General features: G+C 41.5%; 8 protein-coding genes, 2 tRNA genes, 3 rRNA genes and 5 pseudogenes. All 18 read left to right on the forward strand.

Annotated elements, in window-relative coordinates; translation table 11 throughout:
* Positions 1-53: 53 nt before the first annotated feature.
* Positions 54-666, forward strand: a pseudogene (locus EJF25_RS23825) (TetR/AcrR family transcriptional regulator).
* A gap of 40 nt (positions 667-706) precedes the next feature.
* Positions 707-2,055 (forward strand): annotated as a pseudogene (locus EJF25_RS23830) (TolC family protein); the annotation flags it as partial.
* A gap of 33 nt (positions 2,056-2,088) precedes the next feature.
* Positions 2,089-3,099: pseudogene (locus EJF25_RS23835) on the forward strand (efflux RND transporter periplasmic adaptor subunit).
* Between the two features lie 13 nt (positions 3,100-3,112).
* On the forward strand, positions 3,113-6,271 hold the full coding sequence (locus EJF25_RS23840; RefSeq protein WP_125043175.1) for an efflux RND transporter permease subunit: 3,159 nt from the start codon (positions 3,113-3,115) through the stop codon (positions 6,269-6,271).
* Positions 6,272-6,283: 12 nt separating this feature from the next.
* On the forward strand, positions 6,284-6,577 hold the full coding sequence (locus tag EJF25_RS23845) for a PG0541 family transporter-associated protein (RefSeq protein ID WP_025075434.1): 294 nt from the start codon (positions 6,284-6,286) through the stop codon (positions 6,575-6,577).
* 123 nt (positions 6,578-6,700) lie between these two features.
* A complete protein-coding gene (locus EJF25_RS23850; protein ID WP_125043177.1) occupies positions 6,701-8,092 on the forward strand; it encodes an SGNH/GDSL hydrolase family protein in 1,392 nt (463 codons plus the stop codon).
* Entirely contained in the window at positions 8,079-8,993 is a 915-nt protein-coding gene (locus tag EJF25_RS23855; RefSeq protein WP_125043180.1) for an SGNH/GDSL hydrolase family protein, read from the forward strand. The genes EJF25_RS23850 and EJF25_RS23855 overlap by 14 nt, the downstream gene beginning before the upstream one ends.
* Positions 8,980-10,465, forward strand: a pseudogene (locus EJF25_RS23860) (MBOAT family O-acyltransferase). Before EJF25_RS23855 ends, EJF25_RS23860 begins: the two are co-directional and overlap by 14 nt.
* A 123-nt stretch (positions 10,466-10,588) precedes the next feature.
* Positions 10,589-11,617 carry an aldo/keto reductase gene (locus EJF25_RS23865; RefSeq protein WP_125043182.1) on the forward strand — a complete coding sequence of 343 codons (1,029 nt, stop codon included), beginning with the start codon at positions 10,589-10,591 and terminating at the stop codon, positions 11,615-11,617.
* Positions 11,618-11,676: 59 nt separating this feature from the next.
* On the forward strand, positions 11,677-12,528 hold the full coding sequence (locus EJF25_RS23870; protein ID WP_160119439.1) for a glycoside hydrolase family 78 protein: 852 nt from the start codon (positions 11,677-11,679) through the stop codon (positions 12,526-12,528).
* Positions 12,474-14,228, forward strand: coding sequence for an alpha-L-rhamnosidase-related protein (locus tag EJF25_RS23875; protein ID WP_125043186.1), 1,755 nt, complete (start codon positions 12,474-12,476; stop codon positions 14,226-14,228). Before EJF25_RS23870 ends, EJF25_RS23875 begins: the two co-directional genes overlap by 55 nt.
* A gap of 2,117 nt (positions 14,229-16,345) precedes the next feature.
* A 16S ribosomal RNA gene (locus EJF25_RS23885) occupies positions 16,346-17,871 on the forward strand.
* Between the two features lie 307 nt (positions 17,872-18,178).
* Positions 18,179-18,252, forward strand: a tRNA-Ile gene (locus EJF25_RS23890).
* A 74-nt stretch (positions 18,253-18,326) separates the two neighbouring features.
* A tRNA-Ala gene (locus tag EJF25_RS23895) sits at positions 18,327-18,403 on the forward strand.
* A 25-nt stretch (positions 18,404-18,428) separates the two neighbouring features.
* Complete coding sequence (locus EJF25_RS26260; RefSeq protein WP_262707190.1) at positions 18,429-18,560, forward strand: hypothetical protein; 132 nt, start codon at positions 18,429-18,431, stop codon at positions 18,558-18,560.
* A 23S ribosomal RNA gene (locus tag EJF25_RS23900) occupies positions 18,561-21,443 on the forward strand.
* A 108-nt stretch (positions 21,444-21,551) separates the two neighbouring features.
* Positions 21,552-21,662: ribosomal RNA gene (gene rrf, locus EJF25_RS23905) — 5S ribosomal RNA — on the forward strand.
* Together the 16S, 23S and 5S rRNA genes with 2 tRNA genes alongside form the textbook arrangement of a ribosomal RNA operon.
* Positions 21,663-21,862: 200 nt before the next feature.
* Positions 21,863-22,029: pseudogene (locus EJF25_RS23910) on the forward strand (DUF177 domain-containing protein); the annotation flags it as partial.

Here is a 22,029-nt window from a genome sequence, read left to right on the forward strand (position 1 = left end):
AAATAGAAAACGAGTGATGATGGACATGGAAAGACGCTTCACAAAGGGCGGAATTGAGAGAACGGATCATAAATGACATCAACAGAAGCATTTACTTCAAAAGGTATCAAGGTTATACAATGGATGATATTGCAGCAGCCTTAGGAATATCGAAGCGTACTCTTATGAAGTCTTTGCAGATAAAGAAACCTTGTTGAAAGAAAGTATTTTGAAGATTCAGCAGACAGGGATAAATATCTGCAAGAAGTATATGAACATTCATCGAATGTATTGGAGGTGATTCTTGCGTTTTTCAAAAGAGCATAGAAATATTTCATAAAACGAATAAGCGCTTCTTGAAGACATTAAGATATCCGAAGGTATATGCAATGATGCAAGATCGTCGGGATAGTGACTCGGAGAAAACTATGTTTTTCTTTAAATCGGGCGTTGAAAAAAAGGAATTTTCCGTTCGGATGTCAATTTTGCGATTGTCAAATTTATTGGTACGTGAGCAATTTGATGTTCTTTTGAATACATATATTTGTAGCGAATATCTTTTATTGAAGTGTACGAGTCCATTATTTTCACTTATATACGGGGAATTTCAACAGAAAAAGGAGCGAAAGTATTAGAGATTTTATACAAGAATATCGTAAAAAACGGATCGGGCATATTAATGACTGAATTCCGGTGACAAACATTAAGATTAATTAAGAATGAGATTATGAACAGAATGAAGAAATTGACAGGCAAGAGGTTACTTTTGACAGCGATAGCGGTGGAGCATTGGGTCTTGCAAAGGCTCAGACAGCAGATTCACCGCAGGACACGTTGGTTTTATTTTTTTTGCTGACGTTGGATAAAGCCATAGAAATCGCATTGGATGAGAATCCAACGATGAAAGTGGCTGCAGATGAAATAGCCTTGAAAAAAGTGGCGTAAAGAAGCCTGGCAGAACTTATTACCCGAGCTAGCCTGACAGGAACGTTAGATCATACGATTAAGCAGCTGAAATGAAATTGAACAATCAGTCGTTCAAAATGGGACAAGACAACACAAATACAGCAAATGCAGGGTTGAGCATTAATCTGCCATTATTTGTACCGTCTGTTTATCGGGCTATGTCGATGACGAAAACAGACATAGAACTGGCTGTGGAGAAGTCGCGTGCATCTAAACAGGATTTGGTAAATCAGGTTAGTAAGGCGTACTATCAGTTGATGCTTGCACAAGATAGTTATAATGTACTTCAAGGAAGTTATAAAGTAGCAGAAGACAATTATAATGTAGTGAAAGCAAAATTTGAACAAGGAAGTGTTAGTGAATTTGATAAGATCAGTGCGGAAGTACAGATGCGTAGCATTAAGCCTAATCTGATTTCCGCTGAGAATGCTATTACTTTGGCAAAATTACAGTTGAGAGTATTGATGGGCATTACTGTGAATGTAGATATTAAGATCAATGATAACCTGACAAATTACGAAAACTGCTGTTTTCGCCAATCAACTATCAGAAGAACATCTGGGATTGAATGATAATACCACAATGAAGCAAATGGAGTTGAATATGAAACTGTTGGAAAAGAATGTAAAATCTTTGCGGACAAACTTCATGCCTACATTGTCAATGAGCTTCTCTTATCAATATCAGTCTCTGTATAATCCGAATATCAATTTCTTGAAGTACAACTGGAGCAATAGTTCCTCTTTGACGTTTAATTTGAGTATTCCTTTGTATCGGGCAAGCAATTTCACTAAGTTGAAATCCAACCGGATTCAAATGCGACAGCTCGATTGGAATCGTATCGATACGGAAAGAAAGTTGAATATGCAGATAACAAGTTACCGCAATAATATGACTGCCAGTTCGGAACAGTTAGCTAGTAACAAAGAGAATGTGATGCAAGCAGAAAAGGCTGTTCAGATTGCTGAGAAGCGTTATGATATCGGTAAAGGGACAGTGCTTGAACTGAATAGTTCGCAGGTATCATTAACTCAGGCGCAGCTGACTTACAATCAAGCAATTTATGATTACCTGGTATCTAGAGCAGATCTTGACCAGGTTTTGGAAAAGAATAAAGATAGACAACTAAAACAACTAAGGAATATGAAAAAAGGTATCCAATTAGTAACCCTGTTATTGACAGTATTTATGACTTCATGTACAGGTGGAAAGAAAAGACAGCTGTGAAAGAAGAAGAGAAGCTGAAGGTGAAGGTGGCTGATGTAATGGCTCGTCCCGTAGAGCAGATACAAGAGTATACGGCAACAGTAGAAGCAGAAGTGAAGAACAATATCGCTCCTTCATCACCGGTGCGCATCGATAAGATTTTTGTCGAAGTAGGTGACCGCGTAAAAAAGGGGCAGAAGTTAGTACAGATGGATGCTGCAAACCTGAAACAGACAAAGTTACAGCTGGACAATCAGGAGATCGAATTTAATCGCATTGATGAACTCTATAAAGTGGGTGGTGCTTCTAAATCAGAATGGGATGCAGCTAAAATGCAGTTGGATGTGAAGGACTGCTTATAAGAATCTGTTAGAAAATACAGCATTATTAAGCCCGATCAACGGAGTTGTTACTGCTCGTAATTATGATAATGGTGATATGTATAGTGGTGGTAGCCCTGTGCTGGTGGTCGAACAAATTACTCCGGTGAAACTTTTGATCAACGTATCTGAGACTTACTTCACAAAAGTAAAGAAGGGTGCACCAGTGGATTTGAAATTAGATGTATATGGTGACGAGATATTTAAAGGAACGATTAGCCTGATTTATCCGACTATCGATGCAGCTACACGTACTTTCCAAGTAGAAATCAAACTTGATAATAGAGACCAGCGCGTACGTCCAGGAATGTTTGCTCGTGCTACTCTCAATTTCGGAACGGCAGATCACGTCGTTGTTCCAGATTTGGCAATTGTGAAGCAGGCAGGTTCAGGCGATCGTTATGTATTTGTTTACAAAGACGGTAAAGTATCTTATAACAAAGTCGAATTAGGCAGACGTATGGGATCAGAATATGAGTTGATATCCGGTGTCCCTGATAATTCACAAGTAGTCGTTGCCGGTCAGGCACGTCTGGTGAATGGAACAGAAGTAGATGTTGAAAAATAATTAAATTAAAGAAATGAGTTTATACGAAGGTGCGGTTAAGAAACCGATTATGACCTCCCTCTGCTTCTTGGCAGTAGTGATCTTTGGTCTTTTCTCTTTGTCCAAATTACCTATCGACTTGTATCCGGATATTGATACAAACACGATTATGGTAATGACCGCCTATCCCGGTGCAAGTGCGTCGGATATAGAAAACAATGTGACTCGCCCGTTGGAAAACACGTTGAATGCGGTGAGTAATTTGAAACATATCACCTCTCGTTCCTCCGAGAATATGTCGTTGATCACGTTGGAATTTGAGTATGGTAATGATATTGATGTACTAACAAACGATGTACGCGACAAGTTAGATATGGTAAGCTCTCAACTTCCTGACGATGTTGAGAACCCGATTATCTTCAAGTTTAGTACGGATATGATTCCTATTGTACTGCTTTCAGTACAGGCTAATGAGAGCCAGTCCGCTCTTTATAAAATATTGGACGATCGTGTAGTAAACCCGTTGGCGCGTATTCCGGGTGTCGGTACTGTTTCAATCAGTGGTGCACCGCAACGAGAGATACAGGTATATTGTGACCCGAGTAAATTGGAAGCCTATAATCTGACAATCGAAACGATTAGTTCGATTATCGGAGCCGAGAATAAGAACATTCCGGGTGGCAACTTTGATATTGGTAGTGAGACGTACTCATTACGTGTCGAAGGTGAGTTTGACGATTCTCGGCAGCTGGAAGACGTTGTAGTTGGTACACACAATGGAGCCAATGTATTCTTGCGTGATGTTGCCAGAGTCGTTGATACTGTAGAAGAGCGTGCACAGGAAACATATAATAATGGTGTCAAGGGAGCCATGATTATTGTTCAGAAACAGTCGGGTGCTAACTCCGTAGAAATTTCAAGGAAGGTAGCAGAAGCACTTCCGAAACTACAAAAGAGTTTGCCAAGCGATGTGAAGTTGGGTGTGATTGTCGATACCTCAGACAACATTTTGAACACGATTGACAGTTTGACAGAAACCGTTGTGTATGCGTTGTTGTTCGTTGTGATCGTTGTGTTCCTGTTTCTGGGACGTTGGCGTGCGACGTTGATTATTTGTATTACCATTCCGCTTTCATTGATAGCCTCTTTCATTTATCTGGCAGTCACCGGAAATACGATTAATATTATTTCCCTCTCATCACTATCCATCGCGATTGGTATGGTGGTGGATGATGCGATTGTGGTACTTGAAAATGTAACGACCCATATTGAACGCGGTTCGGACCCGAAACAAGCAGCCGTACATGGAACGAATGAGGTAGCTATCTCTGTAATCGCTTCTACATTGACCATGATTGCTGTATTCTTTCCGCTGACAATGGTTAGTGGCATGTCCGGTGTACTCTTCAAGCAGTTAGGATGGATGATGTGTGCTATTATGTTTATTTCTACCGTAGCCGCTTTGTCACTGACTCCGATGCTTTGTTCCCAGTTGCTTCGTTTGCAGAAGAAACCATCAAAGATGTTCAAACTTTTCTTTACTCCGATTGAGAAAGCTCTGGACGGACTTGACGTATGGTATGCAAAGATGCTGAACTGGGCAGTACGTCATCGTTTGGTTGTGATTGTGTGTTGTATTGCTTTCTTCATTATTAGTTTGCTTTGTGCCAAAGGTATTGGTACCGAGTTCTTCCCGGCACAGGATAATGCTCGTATAGCTGTACAACTGGAATTACCGATTGGTACACGAAAAGAAATAGCACAAGATCTTTCCCAGAAACTGACCCAGAAATGGTTAGAGAAATATAAGGGAGTTATGACAGTATGTAACTATACTGTTGGTCAGGCAGACTCAGACAATACTTGGGCTTCTATGCAGGACAACGGTTCACATATTATTTCTTTTAATATCAGTTTGGTAGATCCGGGGGATCGTGATATTTCATTAGAGCAAGTCTGTGACGAGATGCGTGAAGACCTGAAGACTTATCCAGAATTCAGTAAAGCACAGGTAATTTTGGGAGGTAGTAATACAGGCATGTCTGCTCAGGCAAGTGCTGACTTTGAAGTATACGGATATGATATGGCGATCACTGATAGTGTGGCAGCTCGTTTGAAACGTGAATTGCTGAATGTAAAAGGTGTATCTGAAGTAAATATCAGTCGTAGTGACTATCAGCCGGAATATCAGGTTGATTTCGATCGGGAGAAACTTGCTATGCATGGGCTGAATCTATCCACTGCCGGAAACTATTTGCGTAACCGAATTAATGGTGCTGTAGCTTCAAAATATCGTGAAGATGGTGACGAGTATGATATTAAGGTTCGTTATGCACCGGAGTATCGTACAAGTTTGGAGAGTATTGAGAATATTCTGATTTATAACAGTAAAGGCGAAGCTGTCCGAGTGAAAGATGTTGGTAAGGTAGTAGAACGTTTTGCTCCACCTACTATTGAACGTAAAGATCGTGAACGTATTGTGACTGTTTCTGCCGTTATTTCCGGCGAAGCTTTGGGTAATGTAGTAAATGCAGGTAATGCTATTATTGATCAAATGGATGTTCCGGGGGATATCACCATTCAGGTAGCCGGTTCATACGAAGATCAGCAAGATTCGTTCCGGGATTTGGGAACCCTTGCCATCTTGATTGTCGTGCTTGTATTTATTGTGATGGCGGCACAGTTCGAATCACTTACTTATCCGTTCATCATCATGTTCTCTCTGCCGTTTGCATTTAGTGGCGTTTTGATGGCATTGTTTTTCACAAAGAGTACATTAAGCGTCATGAGTTTGTTGGGAGGAATTATGTTGATTGGTATTGTGGTGAAGAATGGTATTGTGCTCATCGACTATATCACCCTTTGTCGTGAACGTGGTCTGGCAGTCGTGAATTCTGTAGTAACGGCTGGTAAGAGTCGTCTTCGTCCGGTATTAATGACTACTGCTACGACTGTACTTGGTATGATCCCGATGGCTATCGGTGGAGGTCAAGGTTCGGAAATGTGGAGTCCAATGGCGATCGCCGTAATTGGTGGTTTGAGCGTATCAACCATATTGACATTGATTCTGATTCCGACTCTATATTGTGTATTTGCCGGTACAGGTATCAAGAACCAGCGTCGCAAGTTGCGCCGTCAGCGTGAACTGGATCTTTACTTCCGGCAAAATAAAAGTGACTATATTAAGAAATAATAGAAAAGAAATATGAAATCAGTATTAATAACATTTGATCAGGCCTATTTTGAACGTATTATTGCATTGCTAGACCGCTTGAATTGTCGTGGCTTCAGCTATTTGGAGAAGGTTCAGGGACGTGGCTCGAAGACTGGTGATCCGCATTTTGGTAGCCATGCATGGCCAAGTATGTGCTCGGCAATCCTTACAGTAGTCGATGATAATAAAGTCGATCCATTACTGGATACATTGCATAAGATGGACCTAGAAACCGAGCAATTAGGTTTACGGGCTTTTGTTTGGAATATTGAACGAACGATCTGACACCTATACGGTGAATAAATAAATGGAAAGGAGAATCGCATTAAATAATGTAGATTCTCCTTTCTTTTTGTCGCTTTTGTCTATCTTTGCAGTCGTTTCAAGAATTTGAACGTAAGGTGGATTATGAAAAATTATCTGAAATATTCGCTCTGGCTAACTTTGCTTGTATTTATCATTCTGATTGGACTACATTGGTTCCCGGTAATATCAATTGCCGGTCATACAATGAGGCGTGTCGATCTTTTGGGAGACTTGCGCTATCCAGAACCGGAAGAAGCGGTTTCTGATTCTGATAGTATCGTTCTTCCGCCTGTAGTAAAACCCGCTTTTGTGGATACTTGCCGGACGGGGCTGACTTGTATTGAAGATTATAGTGATTCCACCAGCCGAGGTATGGCCCCTTTCTATGAAGCACTTGATCGTGTATCTTCTGTTAATACCAAGGACTCTGAAGATAATATGGTACGTATCGCTGTATTTGGCGATTCTTTTATAGAAGCGGATATTTTTACTGCTGACTTACGTGAAATGCTTCAAAAACGTTTCGGTGGGTGCGGAGTTGGTTTTGTGACAATCACATCAATTACGAATGGATATCGTCCTACGGTACGACAAACTTTCGGAGGATGGTCGAGCCATGCAGTAACCGATACTATTTCTTTTGATAGGAAAAAACAAGGAGTATCCGGACACTATTTTATTCCTAGAAAAGGAGCTTACGTTGAGCTGCATGGACAAAGCAAATATGCCTCTTTACTTGATACTTGTCAGCGAACATCTATTTTCTTCTATAATAAAGGAGATATGCGACTGTCTGTTAGTGTCAATCGGGGTGCAGAACAAACTCATTCATTCACTCCCTCCGATAAGTTGCAACAGATGTATTTGGATGGGCGTATCGGTTCGGTACGATGGACAGTGGATGAGGCAGATTCCACTCTTTTCTATGGTGTAGCAATGGATGGTAAAAAAGGAATCATTCTGGATAATTTCTCTTTGCGCGGAAGTTCCGGACTTTCTCTGCGAGGAATACCGGCAGAGATGATGAGGCAATTCAATCATCAGCGACCTTACGACTTGGTTATTCTGGAATACGGATTGAATGTAGCTACGGAACATGGACGTAATTATGATAATTATAAGAAAGGTCTGCTTACTTCTATCGAGCATATAAAAAAGAATTTTCCTCAAGCCGGAGTGTTATTGTTGAGTATTGGTGATCGAGAATCTAAAAATGAGAATGGAGATCTACGTACAATGCCGGGAGTCAAGAATTTGATCCGTTATCAACAGAGCATAGCAGCGGAAAGCGGTATTGCTTTTTGGAATATGTTTGAGGCAATGGGGGGCGATGGAAGTATGGTTAAGATGGTGAATGCCAAACCTGCTATGGCAAATTATGATTATACACATATAAATTTCCGGGGTGGTAAACATTTGGCAAAGCTGTTGTATGAGACATTGATATACGGAAAGGAACAGTACGACAGGAGGCGTTCTTATGAGAAAGAGTAACCAGTCGTTTGTCTGTTTTTTGATTATATGTATAACTGTTTCCGGATTTCTGTCGAAGGTTGTAGCTCAAGATCAAATGCCTGCCCGTCCTTCCTCAATAAAATCTTTGAAGACAGTGAAGCCAATGCGGGAAATGACTTGGATGGCCGATACCATTTCTCTGCCACAACTTTTTTTCCCTTTAGCTTTTAAAAAGACCGGACGGAATGAAATTATTGATAGTATTGCTTTGTTTACTCCTATCTTTGAACGTTTTCGGCAAGTACATGCCGGAATCTCAGAAGACACAGTGCGCATTGTTCATATTGGTGATAGCCATGTCCGCGGTCATATTTATCCGCAGACTACGGGTACACTGCTGAAAGAAGCCTTTGGAGCTATTTCCTATACAGATATGGGAGTGAATGGAGCTACTTGTCTGACATTTACCCATCCTGACCGCATTGCTGATATTGTCGCACTGAAGCCCGAACTGTTGATTCTTTCTTTCGGGACAAATGAAAGCCATAGTCGGCGTTACAACGCTAATGTGCATTATAATCAGATGGATGAACTTATAAAATTGTTGCGTGACAGCCTTCCCGAAGTTCCTATATTACTGACTACTCCTCCCGGTTCTTACGAAAGTTTTCGTCAGCATCGGAGAAAACGTACATATTCAATAAACCCTCGTACAGCGACAGCAGCAGAAACAATTCGCCGTTATGCTAAAGACCATCACTTATTAGTGTGGGATATGTATGATGTCATAGGCGGACGTGAACGCGCCTGTCTTAATTGGATGGAAGCACAACTGATGCGTCCCGATCATGTACATTATTTACCCGAAGGATATGTTTTACAGGGGAATCTATTATATCAAGCCTTAATCCAAGCTTATAATGACTATGTTACCCGTTGATATAGATTTCAGCCGTCTCAAAGAGGTGCTGACTTATGATCCACAAGCACCAATGATATTCAGTAGTGGTATCTTCCTCTGGTTGTTTACTGCTTTTATGATAGTATATGTGTTGTTGCAACGAAAGAATACGGCCCGTATCCTGTTTGTTACCCTTTTTTCCTATTACTTTTATTATAAAAGCAGTGGCACATACTTCTTTTTGCTTGCTATTGTAACAGTCTGCGATTTTCTTTTGGCGCAATGGATGGACCATACAGTGGGACGTTGGAAACGTAAAGGGCTGGTGACGCTGAGTCTAAGTATTAATCTGGGGCTTCTCGTTTATTTTAAATATACGAACTTTTTGGGAGGGGTTATTGCTTCCTTGATGGGTGGCGAATTTACTGCGCTCGATATATTCTTGCCGGTGGGTATTTCTTTTTTTACCTTCCAATCATTAAGCTATACCATTGATGTTTATCGCCGGGAGATAAAGCCATTGACCAATCTGCTGGATTATGCTTTCTATGTATCCTTCTTTCCGCAATTGGTAGCCGGACCGATTGTGCGTGCTCGTGATTTTATTCCTCAAATCCGGAAACCGCTTTTTGTTTCGCAGGAAATGTTTGGGCGAGGTATCTTCCTTATAGCATCTGGTCTGTTCAAAAAACAGTGATCTCTGATTATATCAGTATCAATTTTGTAGAACGAATTTTTGATAATCCCACGCTTTATTCGGGTGTGGAAAATCTGATGGGAGTATACGGGTATGCTTTACAGATATATTGCGACTTTTCTGGTTATAGTGATATGGCTATCGGTATAGCTCTGTTATTAGGATTTCATTTCAATTTAAACTTCAATTCTCCATATAAATCTGCTTCTATCACCGAATTTTGGCGTCGTTGGCATATTTCTTTGTCCAGTTGGTTGCGCGATTACCTATATATATCTTTAGGAGGAAACCGGAAAGGAAAGTTCCGTCAATATTTAAATCTGATTATTACCATGTTTTTGGGTGGTCTTTGGCATGGAGCTTCTTGGAACTTTATGCTTTGGGGAACTTTCCATGGCATTGCTTTGGCTGTACATAAAATGTGGATGACTTTTACTGGACGTAAGAAAGGAGAGGGGAGTCATGGCTGGAGGCGTGTATTCGGAGTCATAATCACTTTTAATTTTGTTTGTTTCTGCTGGATTTTCTTCCGTAATGCCGATTTTGATAATTCGATAGATATGTTGAAGCAAATATTTATGGCTTTCAATCCGCAACTTTTTCCACAATTGTTGGAGGGATACTGGCGCGTATTTGCCTTGATGTTACTCGGTTTTTACTCCATTTTGCGCCCGACCGTTGGGAAAATGCACTTTGTCGTGGAGTTATCCGTCTACCGTTCTTAGGAAAGGCATTGTTGATGGTAGCATTGATTTATCTCGTGATTCAAATGAAAAGTACGGAAATTCAGCCATTCATTTATTTCCAGTTCTGATACTTCTCATTTAGACGTTTATTTATATAAATTACATTGTAGGCGAACAAATGTCGGGCAATTGGAAGTTTATTGAAAAAAAAATCTTTTCTTGTAAATTACAAAGTTAAAATGAGTAATCATATGAATGATTCTGTAAATTATCAGCCGGCATCCAATCGTTATGATGGGATGCAATATAAATACTGTGGTAAGAGCGGCTTACAGTTGCCTGTGATTTCTTTGGGATTGTGGCATAATTTTGGTAGTGTGGACGACTTTGATGTAGCAACAGATATAATTAAATATGCTTTCGATCATGGTATTACACACTTTGATTTGGCAAATAATTATGGTCCTGTTCCTGGAAGTGCAGAAATAAACTTCGGTCGGATTCTGAAAGAAAACTTTCAGGGCTATCGGGATGAAATGATTATCTCTTCTAAAGCTGGTCATGAAATGTGGGCAGGACCTTATGGTGGAAATAGTTCACGAAAAAATCTGATGGCAAGTATTGACCAAAGCCTTCGTCGTACTGGTTTAGAGTATTTTGATATATTTTATACTCATCGTTATGATGAGGTCACTCCTATCAGGGAGACAGTTCAAGCACTAATTGACATTGTAGAAAGAGGAAAAGCCTTGTACGTCGGAATATCTAAATATCCTCCTGAGAAAGCATATTTAGTTTACGAAATGCTGTCAGATGCAGGTGTGCCTTGTCTCATTAGTCAATATCGTTATAATATGTTCGACCGTACGGTTGAGAAAGAAAATCTTAGTCTGGCAGCAAAGAATGGTTCTGGTTTTATTGCATTCTCTCCTTTGGCTCAGGGACTATTGACAGATAAATATTTGAATGGGATTCCGGAAAATTCACGTGCTGCACGTCCTACCGGATTTTTACAAAGCTCACAGGTAACTCCTGAAAAAGTGGAGATTATCCGGCAACTGAATGAAGTCGCTCATCGTCGTGGTCAAACGTTGGCGGAGATGGCATTGGCATGGACACTTAAAGATAAACGGATAACGTCAGTAATTGTAGGAGCAAGTTCTGTGAAGCAATTAGACGATAATCTACATGCTTTAGATAATTTGGAATTTACGTTTGATGAGTTGGCTGAGATTGATCAAATCTTACTTAAGCTTGTGAAGCATAGAAAAGAAAAATAGTAGAAAAGAATACACGCCTTAAAATAACCGATCTTAATACCATGAAGAATTTGAACTCAATGAGAATTTTGTATTTGTTTTGTGCATTGTTTGCTGTGTCGGTGGGATATGCCAAACTAAAACCAGTTTCACTGACCTGTGAATATATGGAGAACCCGGCTGTAGTCGATGTTCCGTCTCCTCGTTTGTCGTGGATCAATGAAGTTACTTCAAAACAGATCCGCGGTGAAGTTCAGAAAGCTTATCGCATTGTGGTCGCTTCTTCAAAAGATAAATTATTGAATGGTGAGTTTGACGTTTGGGATAGTGGAAAAAGAAGTTCTTCAGATTCGTATTTGATTCCTTATGAAGGACAACAATTACAATCTGCAAAGGATTATTGGTGGCGTGTCATGACTTGGAACCGACAAGAAGAGGCGTCTGCTTGGAGTGAACCTGCTTATTGGGGCATGGGACTTTTGTCTGCTGACGAATGGAAAGCAAAATGGATTGGCGTACCCTGGCAAGGCGAGGCACCTAAGAAGACGCTTAAACCTAACTCAACTGTGTATCCCTCTTATCCATCCCCACTTTTTCGGAAACTATTTAATGTGAAGGAGGATATTGTTTCGGCAAAAGTTTTTGTCACTGGACTGGGATATTTTGAACTTTATATAAATGGTGAAAGGGTAGGAGATGATTATCTTGTACCGAACTTTACCAATTATACGGTTCGGGATGATCTTAAATATGCAAATATTGCTATTGACAATCGTTTCCGTAATTATCGGGTGATGTATTTAGCGTATGATATTACCGATTTGTTGCAGGAAAAAGAAAATGTAGCGGGAGCTATTGTCGGGAATGGATTTTATGATTGCGTGAGCCATTGGGTATGTCCGTTCGGTTCACCCCGTTTCTTTGTCAGATAGAAGTGACTTATAAGGATGGAAGTAAAGATATTATAGCTTCGGATGAGACGTGGAAAGTAAAAGAATCTCCTATCATAATGGATGGGTTTGATGGGGAAATTTACGATGCAAATGCGGAAGTAGAAGATTGGGCAACCGCAAAATGTGATGATTCAACGTGGAATTATGCAGTATTGCGTCAGGCTCCGATTGGAGTGCTAACTGCCCATACTGCTCCTGCAGATAAGATTATAGAAGCTCTTCGGCCGGTTTCTTTTAAAAAATTGGAAGCTTCAGTCTATGAAGTTGACTTTGGTAAAGAGATATCTGGATGGATACATTTTAAGGATATTAGGGGACAAAAAGGAGATACTTTAAATGTTAAAATATTTGTGAATCTCCGTGGGGATTCAACAGTATATTTAAAAGGTGAAGGGAAGGAGTCTTATGCTCCCCGGTTTACTTGGTATGTTTTTAGTAAAGCTATTATAAGTGGTCTTTCTGATCTGTCTGCAAAGAATGTAATTGCTGAGGCTGTAAATACGGATGTGAAAATTTCGTCAGAATTCAAAACGTCCAATTCGCTGTTTAACCAGATTAATGAAATATGGCAACGTAGTCAATTAGATAATATGCATGGAGGTGTAGCCAGTGATTGTCCGCATCGGGAACGTTCTGCTTATACAGGAGACGGACAAGTGGCGTGTGTTACGGTAATGCATAACTTCAATGCTGCTGCGTTTTATCAGAAGTGGATTCGTGATATAAGGGACGTGCAAAATATCGAAACAGGGTATGTACCCAATGGAGCACCATGGCAACCTGGTTGTGGGGGAGGCGTACCGTGGGGAGCAGCTATGAATATTATGCCGTGGGAGTTTTATCTTCATTATGGAGATAGGCGTATGTTAGAAGCCAATTATTGGGCGATGAAGGAACAAGTACGTTATATGTTGACATGGCTTACTGCTGATGGAACGATGTTAGCTAAGAGCACCAACTGTAATTCGAAGGAACCAAATTATTGGTTGAACTTAGGTGACTGGGCACCTGCATTTGCTATCCCTTTGGAAGAATTGGTGCATACATTTTATCTATGGCGTTGTGCGGATTATACGGCAAAAGCTGCTGAGGCTATAGGTAACGTTACTGATTTCAGATATTATTCAGAGTTAGCAAAACGAGTCAAAGGAGCTTTTCATCGTAAATTTTATGATAGAGAAAAGAAAACGTATGGTGATTATGGCAGTAATATTTTCGCTTTGGTGATGGGAGTTCCGGAAGAATCATATAAAGATGTTGTAGCTACTTTGCGTCAGGAGGTAGTAGAAAAATATAAAAATCATTTGAATACGGGAATTTTTGGTACTCAGTTCTTTTTTGAAACTTTGGCTGCAAATGGATTGAATGATGTGGCTTATGAGGTTATGAATCAATCAGATTTTCCTAGTTATGGCTATTGGATTAAACAGGGAGCTACTACTACTTGGGAACAATGGAATGGTAAAGACTCACGTAATCATCCAATGTTTGGTGGAGGGTTGACCTGGTTTTATCGGATTCTTGCAGGAGTAAAAGTAGACGAAAGTGCACCTGGATATAAGCGTGTTATCATAAAACCTACATTGCCTCAGAAATTGTCGGAAGTTTATTATTCAAATATGACCCCTTATGGTAAACTTGTGTCAGAAGTTCGGCAGAACATTGGTTCTTTGAATTAAATGTTTCTATACCTGTCGGAAGTGAAGCGATGATTTATATACCTGTGTATCATTCTGATCCTAAATAACAGAGAGTGGAAAGACATTAGATTCAGGTTCTGGCATTGAAGTGTTAGGTCTTGAACATAATTATTGTAAAGTAAAGGTTGGGCAAGGCGTTTACCGCTTTTTAGTTAAAGAGTAGATTCTATTTATCGCTTTTGTTCCTCCTATGATTTTCCCCCCTCTTTTTATCTGCCACTTGCACAAGACATTATTTAACTATTTGGAATCTAGTCGTTTGCAAGTGTGCAAGATATGGTGACAGATGGGTTGCAGATCAATTATCTGCCACATCCGTTTTTTTGTCTGTATATTCATATTGTTCTGTTTATCAGCTATTACCACTCAATCTGGTAACCATTAATACTCTACTTGATAGTTATTAATGCCCATATTTTAGTTATAAATAGTCTGTAATTCCACTATCAAACGTCTGCTTTAGGTTCAATATGAATTGTCCTAATCAACTTCTCGTCGTGGAATTATATTCTCAAGAACCTAATTTATCAACTATCACTTTTTTTTTCGACATAGCCATATTTTGTTTCCGACATAGTCATAAATTTTCGTAACAACATAGAAAACAAAGTGTTCCACTACCTGAAACACTCTGTTCAGTATATCAAAACACTTTGTACTTCCGCTTGAAACACTCTGTTCAGTATATCAAAACACATTGTACCTCCGCTTGAAACACTCTGTTCCGCATCTCAAAACACTTTGTACCGCATCTTTAAACAGTTAGTTTTCACTACTTAAAACACTTTGTTTTTCGCCTCTGAACAGTTCGTCTTAAGTGCTGAAACTCAACGTTTCACCCTAATGACCCCCATAGCTTCCCAGCTTTAAACTCAACGTTCCCCGCCTGAAACTCCTAGTACCCCTATATTATGACCATGCCTGTATTTACTTCACACTCTCATACTATACTTCCTATTTCACTTCACCCATATTTATTTTTCCCAGGTTCACTTTACTCCTTCAGTTACGTCTTCCTGATTCAGTAAACACAGTAATAATGCCTATTCCTAACACCGCTATACACCGCTTGGTTATTACCTCCTGATACCCTATATAGATTTATGATTTTTCCCTATCATAAACATTCTCCTTGATTTACTACAGCCTTTTCCGTCATTCTCACCCTATTTCCCCCTTTATTTAAACCATAACCTCTTGAATAAGCATAAAACTATTATCCCGTTGTATATCAGCATCAGCTTTCTCCGGATATACCATCCCTGTGATTTATCTCCTGACCTTTCATCACGAGTGAGGTCAAAGAGTTGCTCCCACCGTATCCCTCATCGTTGGAACTCCTATAAATAGGGACTTTTATGAACATAGTTAGAACGTGAAGGCAAATAGAATACAAATTACGTGCAGTAACATAATCCAGAATTCCATTTTCTCTTTCTTCTTTTCCTTCTCTCTCTCGAATCTCTCTCGCTTTAAATATAATAATGAGTCCCCCTATTCCCCTCCTTCCTTCCCCTCTCCAAATTATGTTATACAACATCCCTCTCCCTCAGCCATTTATCCCCAATCTTAAAAAAACTTGCATAAAAAGTACTCTAAAATTAGGATCATATCTTAAAATCCCCTACTTTTGCACCCGCTTTCCAAGAGAAGAAAGCCTTAGTTACTTGACAAACTGCAAAAGCGTAAATCAGGTTAAGACAAAGAACAAAAAAACTTCCAAAAAGTTTTGGAAGCAATAGCATAAAGTTCTTATCTTTGCACTCCGATTCGCAAAGAAACCGGTTTATCCCCAGTTCCTTCATCTTGTCCCTTCTTTCCCTTTCGATAAGAGAGCCTTAGAAAGAGCCAAGAGAAAAGCTGAAAAAAAACTTTTCCAAACATTTGGTAGTTTCAAATAAACCCCTTACCTTTGCACCCGCTTTTGAAACCAAAGCAATTAAGTTCTTTGACATATTGATAAACAATACAAGTAGTACAAGAAAAAAAATAGAACCGTCAATACCTTTTAAATAGGTATTAGATTGAAGTCAATAAAACGTACGGCATCCGGCAGAGATCACAGATATCCTTTTTGGATATTCAAAAATACTTTTACAATGAAGAGTTTGATCCTGGCTCAGGATGAACGCTAGCTACAGGCTTAACACATGCAAGTCGAGGGGCAGCATATTTCTAGCAATAGAAACGATGGCGACCGGCGCACGGGTGAGTAACACGTATCCAACCTACCTTTTACTCGGAGATAGCCTTTCGAAAGAAAGATTAATATCCGATAGTATAAAAAAATCCCATGATTTTGTTATTAAAGAATTTCGGTAAAAGATGGGGATGCGTTCCATTAGATTGTAGGCGGGGTAACGGCCCACCTAGTCATCGATGGATAGGGGTTCTGAGAGGAAGGTCCCCCACATTGGAACTGAGACACGGTCCAAACTCCTACGGGAGGCAGCAGTGAGGAATATTGGTCAATGGGCGTAAGCCTGAACCAGCCAAGTAGCGTGAAGGATGACTGCCCTATGGGTTGTAAACTTCTTTTATATGGGAATAAAATGCTCCACGTGTGGAATATTGCATGTACCATATGAATAAGGATCGGCTAACTCCGTGCCAGCAGCCGCGGTAATACGGAGGATCCGAGCGTTATCCGGATTTATTGGGTTTAAAGGGAGCGTAGGTGGACAGTTAAGTCAGTTGTGAAAGTTTGCGGCTCAACCGTAAAATTGCAGTTGATACTGGCAGTCTTGAGTACAGTAGAGGTGGGCGGAATTCGTGGTGTAGCGGTGAAATGCTTAGATATCACGAAGAACTCCGATTGCGAAGGCAGCTCACTAGACTGGTCACTGACACTGAGGCTCGAAAGTGTGGGTATCAAACAGGATTAGATACCCTGGTAGTCCACACAGTAAACGATGAATACTCGCTGTTTGCAATATACCGCAAGCGGCCAAGCGAAAGCATTAAGTATTCCACCTGGGGAGTACGCCGGCAACGGTGAAACTCAAAGGAATTGACGGGGGCCCGCACAAGCGGAGGAACATGTGGTTTAATTCGATGATACGCGAGGAACCTTACCCGGGCTTAAATTGCAACTGAATATAGTGGAAACACTATAGCCGCAAGGCAGTTGTGAAGGTGCTGCATGGTTGTCGTCAGCTCGTGCCGTGAGGTGTCGGCTTAAGTGCCATAACGAGCGCAACCCTTATCTTTAGTTACTAACAGTTGACGCTGAGGACTCTAGAGAGACTGCCGTCGTAAGATGTGAGGAAGGTGGGGATGACGTCAAATCAGCACGGCCCTTACGTCCGGGGCTACACACGTGTTACAATGGGAGGTACAGAAGGCCGCTACCTGGTGACAGGATGCCAATCCCCAAAACCTCTCTCAGTTCGGATCGAAGTCTGCAACCCGACTTCGTGAAGCTGGATTCGCTAGTAATCGCGCATCAGCCATGGCGCGGTGAATACGTTCCCGGGCCTTGTACACACCGCCCGTCAAGCCATGAAAGCCGGGGGTACCTGAAGTACGTAACCGCAAGGAGCGTCCTAGGGTAAAACTGGTAATTGGGGCTAAGTCGTAACAAGGTAGCCGTACCGGAAGGTGCGGCTGGAACACCTCCTTTCTGGAGCGATGTCGTTACCGTTGCATGGCCGTAGATAGCTTCTCACTCCTATTCTATAAATAGAAATGATTATCATTCTACCTCAACCATCCAACATATAGACTATCAAGGTTCTATTTAATGTACTACTAGTACTTGTTTATTTATAACATATAGATCAAATCTATAGAAGTATAGATAGAGATAAACAAGAGAAAACAGAAGCCGAGTCTAACGATGGTAGACAAGGTTGAATTATCGAGCAAGAGATAGCATAAGCGATGCTTGCATCGATTATGCCGAAAGCAGCCGATAATGCGTAGAACACAGTCCTATAGCTCAGTTGGTTAGAGCGCTACACTGATAATGTAGAGGTCGGCAGTTCAACTCTGCCTGGGACTACTTCGAAGAAGCAAAAAGGAACACGAATGGTATGAATAAAAACAATACCTCCCTCCTTATTCTTCATAATCTTCGGGGGATTAGCTCAGCTGGCTAGAGCATCTGCCTTGCACGCAGAGGGTCAACGGTTCGAATCCGTTATTCTCCACCATCTCGCAAGAGAAACGATCTTTGACATGATGAAACAAAAAGTAAAATTTAGTAAAGAGCTAAAAGTATATATCAAGCCGCACACTCTTCATTGGATCAATTGGTATCTTCGTAGCAATACAACGATTCCCATGCCAACCATGAAGAAGTCAGTTTGAAAGAAAGTAAGCAAGGGCGCATGGCGGATGCCTTGGCTCTCGGAGGCGATGAAGGACGTGATAAGCTGCGATAAGCTCTGGGTAGGTGCAAATAACCCTTGATCCAGAGATTTCCGAATGGGACAACCCGTCATTCTGAAGGAATGACATCCATCCTCGATGGAAGCTAACGCAGGGAACTGAAACATCTTAGTACCTGCAGGAAAAGAAAATAATAATGATTCCCCTAGTAGTGGCGAGCGAACGGGGACTAGCCCAAACCATAGTTGTTACGGCAATTATGGGGTTGTAGGACCACGATGTCGCATGACATCTGGTGAGAAGAACGATCTGGAAAGTTCGGCCATAGACGGTGATAGCCCGGTATTCTAAACCAGACGAAGCGTAGTGGTATCCTGAGTAGCGCGGGACACGAGAAATCTTGCGTGAATCCACCGGGACCATCCGGTAAGGCTAAATACTCCCGAGAGACCGATAGCGAACCAGTACTGTGAAGGAAAGGTGAAAAGCACTTCGAATAGAAGAGTGAAATAGTCCCTGAAACCATGCGCCTACAAGCGGTCGGAGCTGTTAAAACAGTGACGGCGTGCCTTTTGCATAATGAACCTACGAGTTACTTTTTCCGGCAAGGTTAAGTGTCTAGAGACATGCAGCCGAAGCGAAAGCGAGTCTTAATAGGGCGTCCAGTCGGAAGGAGTAGACGCGAAACCAAGTGATCTACCCTTGGGCAGGTTGAAGGTTAGGTAACACTAACTGGAGGACCGAACCGATAAGCGTTGAAAAGCTTCCGGATGACCTGAGGGTGGGGGTGAAAGGCTAATCAAACTTGGAGATAGCTCGTACTCCCCGAAATGCATTTAGGTGCAGCCTTGTGAGTTACTAATGTGAGGTAGAGCGACTGATAAGATGCGAGGGCTTCACCGCCTATCAAGTCTTGACAAACTCCGAATGCGCATTAGTCCAATCACAGGAGTGAGGGCATGGGTGCTAAGGTCCATGTCCCAAAGGAGAAGAATCCAGACCATCAGCTAAGGTCCCCAAATAAACACTAAGTTGAACTAACGAAGTCAGATTGCTAAGACAGCTAGGATGTTGGCTTGGAAGCAGCCATTCATTTAAAGAGTGCGTAACAGCTCACTAGTCGAGGAGTTTGGCGTGGATAATAATCGGGCATTAAGTGTTTTACCGAAGCTATGGGATCAGCAATGATCGGTAGGGGAGCATTCCACTCCGCGTCGAAGGCGTAGCGTCAGCTATACTGGAGCGTGTGGAAAAGCAAATGTAGGTATAAGTAACGATAAAGGGGGTGAGAAACCCCCTCGCCGCAAGACTAAGGTTTCCTGATCAACGCTAATCGGATCAGGGTTAGTCGGGTCCTAAGGCTCAGCCGAACGGCGAAGCCGATGGCAGAACAGGTTAATATTCCTGTACTACCTTAAAGAGTGATTGTGGAGACGGAGCAGTGACAATACCGCGGACTGACGGAATAGTCCGTTAAAGGGTGTAGATGCTGATCATCCCAGGCAAATCCAGGATGAGAGTCGAACCTGATAGTATACCGAATTCTTCGGAATGAAGTAATAGCGTATGTAATCAAACTCCCAAGAAAATCCGCTAAACTTAATCTTTGAGGTACCCGTACCGTAAACGGACACACGTAGTCGGGTTGAATATACTAAGGCGCTTGAGTGAATCACGGTTAAGGAACTAGGCAAATTAACCCTGTAACTTCGGGATAAAGGGTCCCAGCTTTTCGGCTGGGCGCAGAGAATAGGTCCAGGCAACTGTTTAACAAAAACACAGGGCTGTGCAAAATCGAAAGATTCGGTATACAGCCTGACACCTGCCCGGTGCTGGAAGGTTAAGAGGAGATGTCATCGCAAGAGAAGCATTGAATTGAAGCCCCAGTAAACGGCGGCCGTAACTATAACGGTCCTAAGGTAGCGAAATTCCTTGTCGGGTAAGTTCCGACCTGCACGAATGGTGTAATGATCTGGACACTGTCTCAACCGTGAGCTCAGTGAAATTGTAGTATCGGTGAAGATGCCGATTACCCGCGATGGGACGAAAAGACCCCGTGAACCTTTACTATAGCTTAACATTGAATTTGGGTAATTAATGTGTAGGATAGGCCGGAGACTTTGAAGTTCAGACGCCAGTTTGAATGGAGTCGCTGTTGAAATACGGCCCTTTGATTATTTGAGTTCTAACTCGTAATTTCGAGGACACTGTTTGGTGGGTAGTTTGACTGGGGTGGTCGCCTCCAAAACAGTAACGGAGGCTTCTAAAGGTGCCCTCAGGACGATTGGTAACCGTCCGTAGAGTGTAATGGCATAAGGGCGCTTGACTGGGAGACTCACAAGTCGATCAGGTAGGAAACTAGAGCATAGTGATCCGGTGTTTCCGTATGGAAGGGACATCGCTCAAAGGATAAAAGGTACTCCGGGGATAACAGGCTGATCCCTCCCAAGAGCTCATATCGACGGAGGGGTTTGGCACCTCGATGTCGGCTCGTCACATCCTGGGGCTGGAGAAGGTCCCAAGGGTTGGGCTGTTCGCCCATTAAAGTGGCACGCGAGCTGGGTTCAGAACGTCGTGAGACAGTTCGGTCTCTATCTATCGTGGGCGTATGAAATTTGCGTGGCTCTGACACTAGTACGAGAGGACCGTGTTGGACTGACCTCTGGTTTACCAGTTGTGCCGCCAGGTGCATTGCTGGGTATCTAAGTCGGGATTGGATAAGTGCTGAAAGCATCTAAGTACGAAGCCAGCCACAAGATTAGATTTCTTAGGGTCGTTAAAGACGATGACGTTGATAGGATGCAGGTGTACAGGTGGTAACATCTTAGCCGAGCATTACTAATTGCCCGTCTACTTTCTTTCTGGTTTTGTTTGTTATATACGTTTAGCGTATTATGATTATTAATATAATAAATACTATTGATAATAATGATTACTGTAATTTTACTTTTCATCATGTCATAACCTTTTTCAGGTGGTTATAGCACGAGGGTTCCACCTCTTCCCATTCCGAACAGAGAAGTTAAGCCTCGTCACGCCGATGGTACTGCGTAACAGTGGGAGAGTAGGTAACTGCCGTTTTTGAAGAAGCCCCTTCAGTCGATTGACCGGAGGGGCTTTCTGTTTTTTATCCGCTCTGATTAAGAGAGTGCTTATTGTACAATTCTTGTGATACCTATTAAAAAAGTGAAGATTTACTGATAATTTGTATGTTATGAGGATATTTATTTGTATCTTTGTCGCCCGAATTGTAATCCAACGATTTAAAAAAGAGAGAAGCTTTGGGAAAGTTTGATAAATACAAAATTGATTTGAAAGGCATGCAAGCAGACTCTGCTAAGTATGAGTTTGTATTGGATAATCTTTATTTCGCTCACATTGATGGTCCTGAAGTTCAGAAAGGAAAAGTCAATGTTACATTAACTGTAAAGAGAACCTCTCGTGCTTT

This window comes from Bacteroides faecalis, assembly GCF_003865075.1.
Taxonomy (GTDB): domain Bacteria; phylum Bacteroidota; class Bacteroidia; order Bacteroidales; family Bacteroidaceae; genus Bacteroides; species Bacteroides faecalis.